Source organism: Acinetobacter amyesii (assembly GCF_023499985.1).
GTDB lineage: Bacteria > Pseudomonadota > Gammaproteobacteria > Pseudomonadales > Moraxellaceae > Acinetobacter > Acinetobacter amyesii.
This window is the reverse complement of record NZ_JAMCOU010000039.1, coordinates 117,594-132,784: the sequence shown is the minus strand read 5'-3', so window position 1 is coordinate 132,784 and position 15,191 is coordinate 117,594. Positions and strand designations below refer to the sequence as shown.

Sequence of the window (15,191 nt, the reverse complement as noted above, 5' to 3'; positions counted from 1 at the left end):
GGGGAAATGAAAAGAAAAAACTTTTTCCAATCAGGCTTTACACTAATCGAGCTGATGGTAGTAGTGGTGATTGTGGCAATTATTGCCGCAATTGCAATTCCATCTTATCAAGAGTACATTCGTCGGTCTCAGGCTACGCAGGCTCAAGATCAAATACAACAAATCGCTATGGCTTTAGATCGTCATAAATCTAGAAATTTTAATTATCAAGGTTTTGTAATGCCGTCAGGGATGAATGTACAGCCTAGAGGTGCGACGGGGGCTGCTGTAAAATATAATTTTACAGTAGTACCAGGTGTTGGTGGTCAGACATGGTTAATTACAGCGTTGGCTACAGATCCAAAGAATTACAATTTTTTAATGTCTAGTACTGGTGTACGGTGTAAAAATAAAACGGCTAGTCTTATCGATTCTGCATCTATTTCATGTGGTACAGAAAATACGGGGCGTGAAGAATGGTGAATCGTATGACAAAAGGCTTCACACTTATTGAGCTTATGATTGTGGTTGCAATTTTAGGTATACTTGCCGCCATTGCTTATCCTTCTTACCAAGAACATGTTAGAAAAACTAAGAGAGCTGAAGCACAGTCTGAAATGCTTGACCTAGCAAACCGAATTCAGCGTTTTAAAATTGCGAATTTTTCATACGTCCCATTGATAAATAATGTTGAAGTGCCGATGACGTTAAATGATTTACAGCATTCTGGGAAAATTCCTAGTCAAGGTACAGTTTTATATACTATTCAATTGACCAATGTTACACCTACAACTTGGGCATTGATTGCAACACCAGTTTTAGGAACATCTCAACAAAATGATGGCTCAATATGTATAAATCATAGGAGTCAAAAATATTGGTCAAAAGGCCGAACCTGTACTATTGCTGATCTTACTGATACTTCATCTTGGAATAACTAATAACCTTAAATTCAAAATTGTGGATAAACACTTTTTGATCTTTCATTCAGGGCAAATTTCACGTAAAATATTGCCCTCTATGAAAGGGGTTTGAAATGTATCGATGGTCGGTACAGGGATAATCCGTAAAAACTATAAGGTTCTATCATGGTTGTTATTCGTCTTGCACGCGGTGGTGCTAAAAAACGTCCGTTCTATCAAATCATTGTGACTGATAGCCGTAATGCACGTGACGGTCGTTTCATCGAACGTATCGGTTTCTTCAACCCTACAGCTCAAGGTAAAGCAGAAAAACTTCGTTTAGATGCTGACCGTTTTGCTCACTGGGTTTCACAAGGTGCTCAACCTTCAGAACGTGTTGCTTCTTTAGCTGCTGAAGCTAAGAAAGCTGCAGCTACTGCTTAATTAGTAGTAGGTTGCCCATGACACCAACACAGAATGTTCCCGAAGATCGTATTCAGATTGGACAGCTACGTTCAGCATATGGATTAAATGGGTGGCTCTGGGTCTATTCCAATACAGAACCTATGAGCAATATTTTTGACTACCTCCCTTGGTACATTGAGACCAAAGCAGGTTGGCAAACAGTAGATGTAAAACGTTGGAAACCACATGGCAAAGGCTTGGTTGTTTCGCTAAAAGGTGTGAGTGATCGTACCGCAGCAGATAACTTGGTTGGCGCAAATATCTGGATTTCTAAATCGCAACTGCCTCAAGCAGGCGTGGACGAGTATTACTGGTCAGATTTGAAGGGCTTAACAGTGTTAGGTCTTGGAGAAGATGAACAAGAAGTCAACCTCGGTCAAATCCACGAATTGTTTGAAACAGGTGCTAACGACGTGATGGTAGTTCGCGCTACTGCTGACAGTGTCGATAGCGAAGAGCGAATGATTCCATGGCATAAAGATGTAGTACAGCGTGTTGATCTCGAAGCTGGTCGTATCTACGTAAATTGGGGCGTAGATTATTAATCCTTTAAGGATTGACGCAGCAGGAAAATAGAGGAGTCTGCGATGTTTTTTGCAGTCATTACGCTTTTTCCTGAAATGTTTGAAGCGATTACAGCCTACGGTATTAGCGGGCGCGCAGCAAAACGTGACATTGTGCAAGTTCATTGTATCAATCCACGCGACTTTGCTGAGGGCAACTACAAAAGAGTGGATGAACGTCCATTTGGTGGTGGTCCAGGTATGGTGATGATGGCTGAGCCATTAGCGAAAGCAATTCATCGTGCCAAAGAGCTTGCCAAGCAAGCGGGTGCTGTTCATGTACCTGTGGTGTATATGTCACCGCAAGGTAAGACCTTAAATGAACCTGCAGTACAAGATTTCGTCAAATATGATGGATTAATTGTATTGTGTGGTCGTTATGAAGGAGTTGATGAGCGTTTGATCCAACAATATGTTGATCAGGAATGGTCAATAGGCGATTATGTTTTATCTGGTGGTGAACTCCCTGCGATGGTTTTATTGGATAGTGTGATTCGGAGACTTCCGGGTGCAATGTCTGATGAGCAATCACATGTGCAAGACTCATTTGTGGATGGTCTTTTAGATTGCCCACAATATACCAAGCCAGACCATTTTGAAGGTTTAGATGTTCCTGAAGTATTAAAATCAGGACATCATGCCAATATTGAGAAGTGGCGGTTTTTGCAGCGATATCAACGCACTTTAGAACGCCGACCTGAGTTGGTTGAAAAAGTTGAATTGACCAAGCAGCAAAAGAAATGGCTAAAAGATTCCCAGGTTTAAATTTTTTAAATCTTATATTAGGCTCTTTATGCATTGAAGCGGTCAAGCATAAAGGGAAAGTCAATCGGGTCTATGCGCTTTAGCCTCTAGCCCCAGCGATGATTAGACCTCTTCTAACTCGCATAATTGGAGATACCCCATGAGCGGTAAACATCCTTTAGTACAAGCTGTTGAAAATGCACAGTTGAAACAAGACATCCCTGCTTTTGCTCCTGGTGACACAGTAGTTGTTCAAGTTAAAGTAAAAGAAGGTGAGCGTGAACGTCTTCAGGCATTTGAAGGTGTTGTAATTGCTAAGAAAAACCGTGGTTTGAACTCTGCGTTCACAGTACGTAAAATTTCTAGCGGTTTCGGTGTTGAGCGTGTATTCCAAACTCACTCACCAATCGTTGCTGGTATCGAAGTGAAACGTCGTGGTGACGTTCGTCGTGCTAAACTTTACTACCTACGTGAATTGTCTGGTAAAGCTGCACGTATTCGTGAAAAATTACCAGCTCGTAAAGCAAAATAATTTGTTTTACAACGCTGTAAAAAAATGCGCCTTTAGGCGCATTTTTTTATGCAAGAAAGAAAATTATAACCCTTGAAGTTTCAAACGATTGGCATGTTGACGGTAGACTGAAACAGGGTCTGGTGCAAATAAGCCTTTCAAGCCTAATACTTGATTGACTTCATCGAAATGGTTCCACTTATAATTATCACGGATGGTTTTACCCAATTTACTGCTGCATTGGCTCACTAAGCCATCGTTCGGTTGTCCGCTAAATGCAATTGGCCCCATTGCGGTAAAGATCGTGTCTGGATCAAGTAAGTTGGTGGTGTTGGAAATACCTGTCCATGAATAGAAGCTAATGCCATTGGCAACACTTGGGCCATCAGCACATTTGGTTGCAGGCATACCGAGTGGAAATTTTGCATTAAAGGCTTTCACACCCGGTTGAGACATACTGTAGATCGAAGCTTTAAAATTTGAAGGCAGATTGGACTGCTGGGCGAAGTTAATCACTGGGGTCATTAATGCATCCATAACAGTCGCTAATACGCCATTTAAAATCGGTACGCTCTGTACTAAATCCGCCACAGGTGAACCGTCATTGGTGCCTGCGACTGTACTGACAGAGGCAACCAAATCAGGTCGTACGCCAGCAATATATCGAGCCGTAGGGCCACCATGTGAGTGACCAATTAAATTCACTTTGGGTTTGCCAGTAATGGCAACTACTTGTTCAACTTGGTCTAACAGTTGTTCACCGCGAACTTCAATGGATTCCAATGGGGAGATTTGAGTAGCAAAGGCCGTTGCCTTATGGCTTGCCAAATCGGGGAGAACTTGATACCAATAATCTAGACCAAAAACGGCACCGCCTAAGCGGTTAAAACCAAACATCCCGTGTACAAACACTAGGGGGTATTGGGTTTCAGCATAATTGTCGATGACTTTTTTAGTGGTCGCTTGCTGTATACCCAATTCAGCATGCGTTTGGGTCACTGCCATACTTGCAAGGAGCGTGGCGCAGAGCAATTTTCCTTTCATTTTTCATTCCTTTCTTTTTGTTTTGGTATTCAAACTGTGATTTAGTTCAGTTTGGAAATAGACAAAATTGCCTATCTGACAATTTTTATTGTCATTAAGGATTATAAAAAAAGGAAAGCAAAATGTGAGAACTAATCGACAGAATGAAAGATATTTTGTAAATAGATTAATGAAAATATCATTAAACCCTGAATTTACAGGGTTTAATGTATAGCTTTACTAAATTATAAACCTTGAAGTTTTAAACGATTGGCATGTTGACGATAAACATCGACAGGATCTGGTGCGAACAACGCTTTGAGACCAAGCACTTGGTTGACTTCATCTAAATGGTTCCAGTTGTAGTTATCACGAATGGTTTTACCAAACTTGGCACTACAGCGTGATACGAGGCCATCATTGTCTTTTCCGCCATCGATCAGTAATGCGGTCACTTTTAGGGCTGAGTCTAAATCTAAAATATTGGTGATTTGGCCAACGCCTGTAAATGAATAGTTGTAAATGCCTTTTTCCACGCTATTGCCATCAGCACAATTGGATTTAGGTAAGCCCAGAGGGAATGCGGCGTTATACTTTGCAGAACCCGCTAGCGTTAAACTTGAACCACCTGCCAATGCGTCATGAGGATAAGTCTTTGGATCTAGACCTTGCGCCCAAACGATGGCTTTAGAGACAAAATTCACAGCTCCAACCAAGGGTGCTTCGACAGCGGTGCCTTCAGCTTTTAAAATTAAGTCTGCAACAGGGGATCCTTGATGAGGTCCTGCAACACTGGTTAATGAAGCAACTACATCTGGGCGAACACCGGCAACATAACGAATCGTTGGTCCACCATGACTATGTCCAATTAAATTCACTTTATCCGCACCTGTGAGTGCTTGGATTTCAAGAACTTGTTGTAGAAGCTGTTCGCCACGCACTTCGGTAGAGTTAAAAGGCGATACGCGAGTTGCCCAAACATTTGCACCATTTCGGGCAAGATCAGGAAGGATTTGATACCAATAGTCGAGTCCAAATGAGTCCGTACCAACGGTAATAAAACCACCCATACCATGGTTGAATACGATTGGATATTTGGTCTTTGCATAGCTGGAACTAGCTTTGGCAGTGACTTGGGTTGTTTGCGATGCAGATACATTACTGATGAACGTAGCTGCAATTAAACCTGCTAAAAATGATCCGTATTTCATGAGCGATCCTCAATGTATTATTGTTTTATGACAATATTTATTGTCACTTCTAATAAAGCAATAAAGATCACCTGTTGCAAATTGAAAGAGATTAACTGTGACGCTAAATGTAACAAAATAAAAGATCATGAATTTTCAGATTGATAAAAGCAAATAAGAGGGCCGAAGCCCCCTTATTGCATTTAAATTTCAACGATAAGAATTAAAGTCCTTGCAGTTTTAAACGGTTTGCATGTTGACGGTACAGCGCCACAGGATCTTGTGCAAATAGCCCTGTTAAGCCAAACATCATATTAGCTAAATCGGTATGGTTAAGTTTGTAGCTATCGTTAATGACTTTACCGATATAAGCACTACAACGTGCAACCATACCGTCATTGTCTTTATTGCCATAAGACAATGGCCCGAGTTGCATCAGGATCGTGTCGATATCAAGTAGATTTGTGGTTTGCGCAACACCGGTCCATGAATAGTATTGAATGCCTTTGCTGTCGACTTGCTTTAAGTTCTTACTGCAATTTTCTGAAGATGCCAAAACACCGTCAGTTACAGCAGATTGTGCAACCGTACTGTTAAATGCAGCAGAACCTGTTTGTGATAATGATTTCATAGAAGCATCGAAATCAATTTCAAGCTCAGGTTTTGCCTGACCTAAAGCAATCAGTGGGCCGACAATATAATCACCTAAAATATTGAAGGCAGTACGAGAAAGTGAGTTGCCTTGAATATCATCCGCTACTTTAGAGCCGTGATAGGTACCTGCAACACCTGTAATAGACGCAATGTACTGTGGTTTTGTTTGAGCAACATACAATACAGTTGGACCACCATGAGAGTGGCCGATTAAGTTAAGTTTTGGCTTCCCTGTAATAGCCAAAACATCTTCAACTTGTGCAATTAACTGCTCACCACGATGTGCTGTAGTATTTGCAGGAGATAATTGCGCTGCGAATACGGTTGAGCCATTTCGTGCCATATCTGGCAAGATTTGGTACCAATAATCCAGTCCAATGGTGTCGGTACCGATACGTGACCAACCGAGCCAACCATGCACCATTAAAATTGGATATTTGGTTTTTGCGTAGTCAGATTTTGCCGTTTCCTTCACCTGGAGGACGCTAGGCGCAGCTTGAGTGCTTGCCGATATACTCATCGCTAAGCCTGCAGCTACAGAGGCCATCTTGGCCGTGTTTACTAAAGATCGCATAAATGTTCCTTGATCTGATGTTGTTTTTATTACTTTTTAATAATGAAAATACTCTCTGTTTTTAAGCAACATCTTTGTGATTGGCCAAGCCATATCTTTGATTTTAGAGAGTTTGAATAGACAAAGATGCCTTGTCATTTTTTCATCCTCGGTTTGAAATTCCATGTCATTTTAGGACATGGACGGCGTTGAGGTGACAAGTATATTTATATACATTCGTTTTTTATTTTTATCGTTTATTTTAGTTGTTATCATTTAAGAACTTATTGAATTAAATTGTTTAATGCGTACAAATAAAAAAAATTGTAAACAAAAAAGGACGTCCAAAGACGTCCTGTTCAGTGCTGAAAGGGAACTAACTTTTGAGTTAAAGTCCCTGTAATTTTAAACGATTGGCATGTTGGCGGTAGAGCGCAACTGGGTCAGGTGAAAATAGGCTGCGTAGGCCAAAGATCATATTCACTTCATCTAAGTGGTTGTGATTGTAGTCGTCGCGGATCACTTGTCCGATGTGGGTGCTACAGCGTCCAACCAAACCGTCATTGTCACGATTTCCATAGGCCAAAGGGGCAAGCTGACTAATCACTGTATCTAGTACATCTAATACATTCGTGGTTTGCGCTGTACCTGTCCATGAGTAGTAATACACGCCTTTGTCGACTTTGGCACCCGACTGATTGCAGTTCGCAGCCAGTGCTGCAGTTGGAAATTTCGCATTAAATTCAGCAGAACCTTTTTCACTGATCGCGGCAAGTGATGCATCAACACTGTTGGGTAGACTCGAGTTGCCTTCAGCCCAAGTAATAATCGGTGCTAAGAGTTGATCGCCAAGGACCCCAAAGACTGAATTAATAGTTTTATTCGCTTGGATTTTATCTGCGACTAGAGAGCCACGATAAGTGCCTGCAACCCCAGTCACCGAAGCCACATATTCAGGTTTGATCGCTGCAATGTAGCGAGTTGTCGGTCCACCATGTGAATGACCAATGAGGTTCACTTTGGGTTGGCCGGTCAGAGCAAGAACTTCTTCGACTTGAGAGAGCAATTGCTCACCACGGACTTCTGTCGACTCTAGCGGAGAAACTTGGGCGGCAAAGGTATTGGCCCCATTACGAGCTAAATCTGGCAAAATTTGATAAAAATAATCCATGCCAAAGCTGTCAAAACCAATGCGAGTAAACCCGAACATACCATGGGTAAACACAATCGGATATTTGGTCTTGGCATAGTTTGCCGAGCTGTTGGCGGTGACATGTTGGAGTCCTGCCGCCGCTTGGGATTGTGTGCTGGCGATCACTGCTGATGTAGCGATGATTGCGCATAAAAGAGCTTGTGGTTTTTTCATCATTTCATCCTGAAATTGAGGTTGTTTTTAAATTGTTGTTTGCAGTTATTCTGCGAAAGGTAATTTTCCACCTTGATCATGCACAGATTCAAAGGTACTGACGCGGAGCTGATCTTCCTTCGATTTAAAATGTTGATTACGGAGTTGCTGCACCGCTTGTTGTTTCGCACTGTCACTCATATTGCTTTTCACAATGCTGTCACGCTCTGTGAGGTATTGATTTACGCTAGATTTCCAAGAGCTGCGCTGGCTGTCTAGATTTTCAAGGCGCTGAGTAGCTTCTGGACCCACTAAATTTAACCGCATTTGATGAATTTCTTCGCTTGAACCACCACGGGCTTTAATGTCTGCTGTGAGCTTGCGTAAATCTTCAAGTTTATTGATTTGTTCCAGATTTTCTTTCCAATCTTCTGGGAGTTCATCAAACAGGGCTTTTAGTTTTTTGGCTTTTTCTGATTCAGACAGTTTTTTGTCATTTACTACTTCCATCCGTTTCAGCGTGTATTCGTGATAAGTATTTTCCTTGCCAAATAAACCTTCAATTTCATAATCAGAAAAGAACTGTTTTCTTAAATTCTGGGTGCTGCTGTAGATCGAGCGATAGTATTGTGGTGATTCTTTGTCGTCGCTTGGTGGCTGTAAATGACCTAACTGTTCACGATATTTCATATAACGATCCCACAAATCATAAATTTGGGACAGCGCAGGTTCTTTATGACCTTGTGCAATGTAGGCTTTAAAATCCTTTTTAATTTGATCTATCGACTTTTCACCATACTGAGTAATGAAATATTCAAAGCAATTCCGTGTTTGTTCATTCACGATCAAACGGTTTGAACCATCCATACTGATTTGACAGTTAACTTCCGTGTCTTGTTGACTTGGACTGAGCAGCGAAGAACCGCTTGTTGCTTGAGCCGTAGCGGTTTCGCCCTGAGCTAAAGGCGTATTTTGTTGTTGAATCGATTGATCTGAAGGATCATTTTGTGATGCTTTTGGCGCAAGCCAATATATGAATGCAGCAACTGCGATAACGACCAAGGCTATGATGAGCCAAAGTTTATTTTTTTGCATATCCCAATGCACCTTTATTCCGTTTTTAATTGTTTTAGAGTTCTAAATGCGAACTCAATATGACATAAAACGCAGATAAAAACATAGAAAAGTTGTAAACGCTTAGCATGGATTGATACCATGGCGCAGTTCTCTTTTTGCCCTATTTTAGTCATGAAAAAAGCTTCTCCTAAGATTCAGCGTCGTCCTGTACATGGTGTATTTTTATTAAATAAGCCTTTGGGCATTAGCTCGAATGCTGCATTACAAAAAGTGCGTTGGTTGTATCGAGCACAAAAAGCAGGACATACAGGTGCGCTTGATCCGCTGGCTTCAGGTTTATTGCCGATTTGTTTGGGTGAAGCAACAAAGTTTTCGCATTTTTTATTGGATTCGACTAAACGTTATAAAACCACCGTCTTTTTAGGACACAGTACCACGACGGGTGATGTGGAAGGTGAAATACTATTAGAGCAAGCTGTTCCAACATTGACTGAAGAAAATATTCAAAATGTCTTGGCGCAATTTGTAGGGGATATTCAACAAATTCCACCCATGTATTCGGCATTGAAAAAGGAAGGTCGCCCGCTGTACGAGTTGGCGCGTAAAGGCATAGAAATTGAGCGTGAAGCACGTCCAATTTCGATTTATGCCATCGAGTTATTATCATTTAATGAGAATAGTATTACACTCGACATCACCTGTTCCAAAGGCACGTATATTCGTGTATTAGGCGAAGATATTGCCAAAGCATTGGGTACTTTTGGACATTTAACCTATCTACACCGTATTCAAACCGGTCATTTTGATCTTAACCCAAGCTTTACCATTGAATATTTAGAGAGTCTGACCGAAGCTGAGCGTGAAGCATTATTGCTGCCGGTGTATTCGCCTGTCGATCATTTCTGCAAAGTGCAAGCGCCGGAAGGTCGAGCTGAATATTTTAGTCGTGGAATGGAAAGTAATATTGAGCATGCTGCGGAAGCGCAGGTTTTGGTATTTGATGGTGAGCGTTGTTTAGGGCTGGCTGAAATTACAGACCGTAAACGTTTGGTGCCTAAGCGTGTGTTAAATCTAGAGTAGCTGATACAGCATTGAAGACTTCTTATGGACTTTGAAATTATTTTAAGCCTCTTATTTTTTGCATTTTTTGCCGGTGCAATTGATGCAGCAGTGGGGGGCGGAGGATTAATTCAAATTCCAGCCATTATGAATGCCATGCCGCACTTATCTCCGGCGACGGTGTTTGGCACCAATAAGTTGTCTTCGATTTTTGGTACGGCTTCGGCGTCCTATTCTTTTTTACGCCAAGTCAAACTCCGTTGGAAATTACTTGCGGTCATTGCAAGCTGTGCATTTGTTGCCTCCTTTGTGGGAGCAGCCTGTGTATCAATGATTCCAAAAGAAGTCTTACGTCCTTTCGTTTTGGTCATGTTGATCGTGATTGCGATTTATACCTTTGCCAAAAAACAATTTGGTCAGGTGCATGTACGCCAAGAACTGACTCCTAAAATCCTCGGTTTTGCCGCTATTGGTAGTCTGGTGATTGGCTTTTATGATGGCATCTTTGGACCTGGCACTGGCAGTTTCTTTATTTTCTTTTTTATTCGTTATCTACAAGCAGACTTTTTACATGCCTCTGCTTTGTCAAAAGTCGCCAACTTAACCACCAACCTTGCAGCACTGAGTTTTTTTGCGCCCACTGGCCATGTGTTATTTGCGATAGGCTTAATGATGGCTGTAGCAAATATTTTAGGCTCGATCGTTGGTGTACGTGCGGCAATTAAATACGGTAGTGGCTTTATTCGAATTCTATTTTTGATTTTGGTGAGTATTTTGATTGTACGGTTGGGTTATCAAACCTTTACGGGACAAGCTTAAAACAAATCTTAACAGAGCGTTGCTGAATTCTGTCGCTGAAATGATTAGTATGAAAATAAGCGACTCGTTTGAGTTGTGGATAATAATTAAATTTCATAATACACAATTAGCTAAGCATCAGAGGTCATCACTACAATGAATATATTTGAAGCTTTACGCCAAAGTCATGAAAAGCAACGTGAACTTGCTGAAAAACTCATTCAAACATCAGGGGATACAGCTGAGCGTCGAGATTTATTTGAGCTGCTCAAAAATGAGTTGTTTGCTCATGCTGTTGGCGAAGATCGTTATTTTTACATCCCGTTAATGATGACTGATTCAGGCCTAAACATCACCCGTCATGCATTGGCGGAACATCATGAGATGGATGAATTATTAGAACAACTGACGGAAACTGAATTTAGTAATCCAGGTTGGTTGGCGATTGCGAAAAAGTTATCTGAAACGGTACATCATCATTTGCAGGAAGAAGAGCACGGCTTTTTTCAGCAAGCGGGTAAAATCTTAGATGAAAAACAAAAGGAAAGTTTAGCCAAACAATATTTGGCGGAATATAAGAAATACAAGAAAGCAGATAAAGACAGTTTGACGGGCTAAACGCAAGTGAAGCCTGAAGACGAATGCAAAATCAAAAAAAAGACGGCAGAGGCCGTCTTTTTGTTTCAACTATAAATATAAAAATTTAGTCTGATACGCTGCTCGGAGTATTGCGAGAGGAACGTAAAGTCACCCCGACGGACGCCAACATAATGCAGACTAAGGCCACCCATTGCCACGTCCCAATATTTTCGCCAAGCAGAACCATACCTGTAATGGCAGCTAATGCAGGCGACAAACTCGATAAAGTCCCATAACTAAGTTTACTGAGGATTTTTAACGCTTTTAAATCCAGTGCATAAGGTATGGCCGTGGCTAAAATCGCAATTAATAAGGCTTTCGGCCAATATTGGGTATCGAGTAGGGCGGGAGCATTGTTATATAGTCCAATCGGGAGCAAGGTCAGTGCGGACAGTGTGATGGCAATCGTTAGCGCATGCATACCAATATTTTGATGTACCACTTTTTGCCCGAAATAAATATAGAATGCCCAACAGAGTCCCGCTGCTAAGGCACAGGCTGCCCCAAGTATTGAGAAATTACCATCATGAGCTTGTCCCCAAGGCACCATCAAGGTAATGCCTAAGATTGCTAAAAAGACCCAAATATAATCACTGCTGTTTTTAATGGATAACAATGCCAGACCCAAAGGGCCAATAAACTCTAAACCCACGGCAATGCCTTGTGGCAATTTACCCAGTGACATATAGAACAACACATTCATCAAACAGAGTGCCGCGCTATAGCAGAGCAGATCCCGCCATTTTAAAAAAGACAGCCGTTTTAAAATGTGCCATGAACGAAACATTAAACAGATAATAATTGAAGCAAAACAGAGTCGTAAAATGGTCACACTGAGTGGATCAAGCACCAAAAATAATTGCTTGGCGAATGATGCACTGATTTGATAGGAGATCATGGAAAGTACCATGAAAACGACTGCTAATAATTGTGAGTTTGGCATGCGGCACGCTGTGGTGGGGGGAACAAAGTACCCCAATTTTTAATTCTGCTCAGTATAGCGGTTAATATTGAATTATTGATGACTTTTCAGAGGCAGAAATGCAATTTGCAGGTTTTGAATTTAAAAAAATTGAATATAAAAAATCGTCTTTAAATCGCCACCATTTTTAAATTCAAAATAAAAAATGGAGATATTTTCAAAAGATTAAGGCGGTTTGAATTTAAATTGATTTGGCCTTTTGCGTGGTATAAGTACAGCCAATCGAAGCACTGATTATCACTGCCAATGCCAACCATTGTGTCCATAACAATTGTTCATGCAAAAAGATAAAACCCGAGAGAGCGGCAACAGCAGGTTCCAAACTCATGAGTGTACCGAAACTCAGCGCAGTCATGTTACGTAGCGCAATCATTTCTAGAGTAAAAGGTAAAGCACTAGCTAAGGTCGCAAGTGCAATAAAATACAGCAGACTACTTGGCTCAAACGCCTGTGCCGGCATACCTGCAAAGATTGCGATGGGCATCAGAACACACATGCCGACGAACATGCCTAAGCAAACGGTATGATTGCCTGAGACCCCTGATGGTTTTTGACCTGCCACGATATAGAGTGCCCAACACGCACCTGCACCGAGGGCAAGCAAGATCCCAATTGGTTCAAGACGTTGTGCTGCTTGATCAAATGGAAACAGCAAAATTAGGCCTAGAATTGCAAGGCCGACCCAGACGAAGTCGAATTTTCGTCTTGCTGCCAATAGTGCAACACTTAAAGGGCCAATAAATTCAAAAGACACGGCAATGCCGAGCGGGAGACGATCAATCGACAAGTAAAATAGCATATTCATGCCTGCAAGAGCACAGCCATAACTGATAATCGCAGACCATTTGACTTGTTTAAAATTGATCTGCCAAATTTTAAAAATAATCGCCAAAATCAAAGCGCCTAGCATTAAACGCATGGCCGAGACGGTCAGTATGGGAAATTGACCGAAAAGATATTTGGCAAATGAACCGCTGCTTTGCATGCTGATCATGGCAATAAGCAAGATCAGCGGTGCTTGGACAGCCGGTGCAACTTTAAAATTTGGCATAAACTAAATTTGTTTCGATGACTCGAAGAGCTGGAGAGTGGCACTAGCCAGATTTTAAAATTTTATAACAATAAAAAAACCACAGCCCGAAGGCTGTGGCTTCAGTGTCTAATTAAATTAGAACAATACGCGAACGCGGATTGTACCTTCAACTTCGTGAAGTGTATCCAATGCTTCTTTAGAAGCAGTTGCGTCAACGTCCATCACTAAGTAACCCACATCACCTTTAGTCATTAAAGACTGACCAGAGATGTTGATACCGTGTTCAGCAAACAAGTTGTTGATTTTTGAAAGAACGCCTGGCACGTTTTTGTGGATATGAAGTAAACGGTGTTTGCCTTCAGTCAACGGTAACGCGATTTCTGGGAAGTTCACTGCAGATAAAGTCATACCTTTATCAGAGTAAGCAACGAATTTTTCAGCAACTTCAAGACCGATGTTCGCTTGCGCTTCCATCGTAGAACCACCCACGTGAGGAGTCAAAATCACGTTGTCTAAGCCACGAAGTGGAGAAACGAATTCTTCACCGTTTGCTTTAGGTTCTTTAGGGAATACGTCTACAGCCGCACCAGCAATATGACCAGATTTGATTGCATCAGCAAGATCTTCAATGATGACACATGTACCACGTGCAGCATTGAGGAAGATTGCGCCTTCTTTCATTTGAGCAAATTGGTCTTTGCCGAAGAAGTTGCGAGTTGATGGAACGTCTGGAACGTGTAGAGATACGACGTCTGCATTGGCAAGAAGTTCACCCATAGAACCGACTTGACGTGCATTACCCATTGGAAGTTTAGTTACGGCATCGTAATAAATTACGTGCATACCTAAACTTTCAGCAAGTACAGAAAGTTGCGAGCCAATCGAACCGTAACCAACAATACCTAAAGTTTTACCACGAGTTTCAAATGAACCGACTGCAGACTTGTTCCAACCACCACGGTGAGTTGAAGCAGATTTTGCAGGAACACCACGAAGTAATAGAATCGCTTCAGCAAGTACTAGTTCAGCAACTGAACGCGTATTTGAGTATGGTGCGTTAAATACTGGAATACCGCGAATCATTGCAGCATTTAAGTTCACTTGGTTTGTACCGATACAGAAACAACCCACAGCAATCAGTTTGTTCGCCGCTTCAAAAACTTCTTCAGTTAATTGAGTACGTGAACGAATACCAATGAAGTGAGCATCTTTAACCGCTTCTTTCAACGCTTCACCCTCAAGCGCAGTTTTACGGTAGTCAATGTTGGTGTATCCAGCAGCATTTAGAGTGTCGATTGCGTTTTGGTGAACGCCTTCTAACAACAAGAAACGAATTTTATCTTTAGGTAAAGAAAGATGTTGGCTCATTACGGCTCCGCTACAAAGGCCAAATTTAGTGCGCATATAATAGCATAGGAAGTCGCCTGATATACATTTCCTTTATGACTGACGTCATGGCTATTTTGGCGAATGATGAGTCAATTTTTTTAGATTTGGTCTAATTAACTTGGTCATATTCCTCGTGACATTTTGAAATCACGTTTTTCTTTGGGTTTTGTCAAAAAAAGCCCAGTTATAGCTTATAATGGTGCCGCTCAAAATCATCATGACCAAGTCCCTGACATTTTGATGCGCTCTGTTTCAGGCTTTTTCCCTTGAAATATGCGTTACCGC

At 41.5% G+C, this 15,191-nt stretch carries 17 protein-coding genes; 9 read left to right on the top strand and 8 right to left on the bottom strand.

All coding sequences use genetic code 11. The features are described from left to right. Window positions 1-6: 6 nt before the first annotated feature. The 6 genes from M5F03_RS15850 (at window position 7) to rplS (ending at window position 3,185) form a co-directional block, all read left to right on the top strand. On the top strand, window positions 7-462 hold the full coding sequence (locus M5F03_RS15850; RefSeq protein WP_180126905.1) for a type IV pilin protein: 456 nt from the start codon (window positions 7-9) through the stop codon (window positions 460-462). Window positions 463-467: 5 nt separating this feature from the next. Then, window positions 468-920 (top strand): type IV pilin protein, encoded by a 453-nt coding sequence (locus tag M5F03_RS15845; RefSeq protein ID WP_249708865.1) that lies wholly within the window; start codon window positions 468-470, stop codon window positions 918-920. A 147-nt stretch (window positions 921-1,067) separates the two neighbouring features. Then, a complete protein-coding gene (gene rpsP / locus M5F03_RS15840; RefSeq protein WP_078189354.1) occupies window positions 1,068-1,325 on the top strand; it encodes a 30S ribosomal protein S16 in 258 nt (85 codons plus the stop codon). 17 nt (window positions 1,326-1,342) lie between these two features. Beyond that, a complete protein-coding gene (gene rimM, locus M5F03_RS15835; protein WP_078189353.1) occupies window positions 1,343-1,891 on the top strand; it encodes a ribosome maturation factor RimM in 549 nt (182 codons plus the stop codon). Between the two features lie 42 nt (window positions 1,892-1,933). Beyond that, window positions 1,934-2,674: a tRNA (guanosine(37)-N1)-methyltransferase TrmD gene (gene trmD / locus M5F03_RS15830; RefSeq protein WP_111884167.1), complete on the top strand. Its 741-nt coding sequence runs from the start codon at window positions 1,934-1,936 to the stop codon at window positions 2,672-2,674. A gap of 139 nt (window positions 2,675-2,813) precedes the next feature. Further along, entirely contained in the window at window positions 2,814-3,185 is a 372-nt protein-coding gene (gene rplS, locus M5F03_RS15825; RefSeq protein WP_078189351.1) for a 50S ribosomal protein L19, read from the top strand. A gap of 63 nt (window positions 3,186-3,248) precedes the next feature. On the opposite strand, the gene M5F03_RS15820 is transcribed toward rplS, so the two are convergent. The 5 genes from M5F03_RS15820 to M5F03_RS15800 all read right to left on the bottom strand — a co-directional run bounded on the left by M5F03_RS15820 (window position 3,249) and on the right by M5F03_RS15800 (window position 9,024). Further along, the gene (locus M5F03_RS15820) at window positions 3,249-4,208 is read right to left on the bottom strand and encodes an esterase/lipase family protein (protein ID WP_249708863.1); all 960 of its coding nucleotides are present in this window, start codon (window positions 4,206-4,208) and stop codon (window positions 3,249-3,251) included. Between the two features lie 224 nt (window positions 4,209-4,432). After that, entirely contained in the window at window positions 4,433-5,398 is a 966-nt protein-coding gene (locus M5F03_RS15815) for an esterase/lipase family protein (RefSeq protein WP_111884169.1), read from the bottom strand. Between the two features lie 202 nt (window positions 5,399-5,600). Further along, window positions 5,601-6,578 carry an esterase/lipase family protein gene (locus tag M5F03_RS15810; protein WP_443611949.1) on the bottom strand — a complete coding sequence of 326 codons (978 nt, stop codon included), beginning with the start codon at window positions 6,576-6,578 and terminating at the stop codon, window positions 5,601-5,603. A gap of 394 nt (window positions 6,579-6,972) precedes the next feature. After that, complete coding sequence (locus M5F03_RS15805; RefSeq protein ID WP_372491160.1) at window positions 6,973-7,953, bottom strand: esterase/lipase family protein; 981 nt, start codon at window positions 7,951-7,953, stop codon at window positions 6,973-6,975. Between the two features lie 42 nt (window positions 7,954-7,995). Beyond that, window positions 7,996-9,024 (bottom strand): lipase secretion chaperone, encoded by a 1,029-nt coding sequence (locus M5F03_RS15800; protein ID WP_180004766.1) that lies wholly within the window; start codon window positions 9,022-9,024, stop codon window positions 7,996-7,998. A gap of 153 nt (window positions 9,025-9,177) precedes the next feature. Here M5F03_RS15800 and truB point away from each other — a divergent pair, with 153 nt between their 5' ends. The 3 genes from truB to M5F03_RS15785 all read left to right on the top strand — a co-directional run bounded on the left by truB (window position 9,178) and on the right by M5F03_RS15785 (window position 11,481). Then, a complete protein-coding gene (gene truB / locus M5F03_RS15795; protein WP_249708922.1) occupies window positions 9,178-10,086 on the top strand; it encodes a tRNA pseudouridine(55) synthase TruB in 909 nt (302 codons plus the stop codon). 24 nt (window positions 10,087-10,110) lie between these two features. Then, window positions 10,111-10,884: a sulfite exporter TauE/SafE family protein gene (locus M5F03_RS15790; RefSeq protein ID WP_180059151.1), complete on the top strand. Its 774-nt coding sequence runs from the start codon at window positions 10,111-10,113 to the stop codon at window positions 10,882-10,884. A gap of 135 nt (window positions 10,885-11,019) precedes the next feature. Continuing rightward, window positions 11,020-11,481: a hemerythrin domain-containing protein gene (locus tag M5F03_RS15785; protein ID WP_249680046.1), complete on the top strand. Its 462-nt coding sequence runs from the start codon at window positions 11,020-11,022 to the stop codon at window positions 11,479-11,481. 85 nt (window positions 11,482-11,566) lie between these two features. On the opposite strand, the gene M5F03_RS15780 is transcribed toward M5F03_RS15785, so the two are convergent. From M5F03_RS15780 to serA, 3 genes are all read right to left on the bottom strand, one after another. Then, the gene (locus tag M5F03_RS15780) at window positions 11,567-12,445 is read right to left on the bottom strand and encodes an EamA family transporter (protein ID WP_180145428.1); all 879 of its coding nucleotides are present in this window, start codon (window positions 12,443-12,445) and stop codon (window positions 11,567-11,569) included. Window positions 12,446-12,665: 220 nt separating this feature from the next. After that, on the bottom strand, window positions 12,666-13,535 hold the full coding sequence (locus M5F03_RS15775; protein ID WP_249708857.1) for an EamA family transporter: 870 nt from the start codon (window positions 13,533-13,535) through the stop codon (window positions 12,666-12,668). A gap of 117 nt (window positions 13,536-13,652) precedes the next feature. Then, window positions 13,653-14,885 carry a phosphoglycerate dehydrogenase gene (gene serA / locus M5F03_RS15770; RefSeq protein ID WP_078192852.1) on the bottom strand — a complete coding sequence of 411 codons (1,233 nt, stop codon included), beginning with the start codon at window positions 14,883-14,885 and terminating at the stop codon, window positions 13,653-13,655. Window positions 14,886-15,191: the final 306 nt, after the last annotated feature.

Excerpts from the sequence above, each read along its gene's own strand:
- M5F03_RS15790 (WP_180059151.1), top strand. The coding sequence starts at position 10,111 with ATGGACTTTGAAATTATTTTAAGCCTCTTATTTTTTGCATTTTTTGCC.
- rpsP (WP_078189354.1), top strand. The coding sequence starts at position 1,068 with ATGGTTGTTATTCGTCTTGCACGCGGTGGTGCTAAAAAACGTCCGTTC.
- rimM (WP_078189353.1), top strand. The coding sequence starts at position 1,343 with ATGACACCAACACAGAATGTTCCCGAAGATCGTATTCAGATTGGACAG.
- truB (WP_249708922.1), top strand. The coding sequence starts at position 9,178 with ATGAAAAAAGCTTCTCCTAAGATTCAGCGTCGTCCTGTACATGGTGTA.
- M5F03_RS15800 (WP_180004766.1), bottom strand. The coding sequence starts at position 9,024 with ATGCAAAAAAATAAACTTTGGCTCATCATAGCCTTGGTCGTTATCGCA.
- M5F03_RS15850 (WP_180126905.1), top strand. The coding sequence starts at position 7 with ATGAAAAGAAAAAACTTTTTCCAATCAGGCTTTACACTAATCGAGCTG.
- M5F03_RS15780 (WP_180145428.1), bottom strand. The coding sequence starts at position 12,445 with ATGCCAAACTCACAATTATTAGCAGTCGTTTTCATGGTACTTTCCATG.
- M5F03_RS15805 (WP_372491160.1), bottom strand. The coding sequence starts at position 7,953 with ATGATGAAAAAACCACAAGCTCTTTTATGCGCAATCATCGCTACATCA.
- M5F03_RS15775 (WP_249708857.1), bottom strand. The coding sequence starts at position 13,535 with ATGCCAAATTTTAAAGTTGCACCGGCTGTCCAAGCACCGCTGATCTTG.
- M5F03_RS15785 (WP_249680046.1), top strand. The coding sequence starts at position 11,020 with ATGAATATATTTGAAGCTTTACGCCAAAGTCATGAAAAGCAACGTGAA.
- serA (WP_078192852.1), bottom strand. The coding sequence starts at position 14,885 with ATGAGCCAACATCTTTCTTTACCTAAAGATAAAATTCGTTTCTTGTTG.
- M5F03_RS15845 (WP_249708865.1), top strand. The coding sequence starts at position 468 with ATGACAAAAGGCTTCACACTTATTGAGCTTATGATTGTGGTTGCAATT.
- M5F03_RS15820 (WP_249708863.1), bottom strand. The coding sequence starts at position 4,208 with ATGAAAGGAAAATTGCTCTGCGCCACGCTCCTTGCAAGTATGGCAGTG.
- trmD (WP_111884167.1), top strand. The coding sequence starts at position 1,934 with ATGTTTTTTGCAGTCATTACGCTTTTTCCTGAAATGTTTGAAGCGATT.
- M5F03_RS15810 (WP_443611949.1), bottom strand. The coding sequence starts at position 6,578 with ATGGCCTCTGTAGCTGCAGGCTTAGCGATGAGTATATCGGCAAGCACT.
- M5F03_RS15815 (WP_111884169.1), bottom strand. The coding sequence starts at position 5,398 with ATGAAATACGGATCATTTTTAGCAGGTTTAATTGCAGCTACGTTCATC.
- rplS (WP_078189351.1), top strand. The coding sequence starts at position 2,814 with ATGAGCGGTAAACATCCTTTAGTACAAGCTGTTGAAAATGCACAGTTG.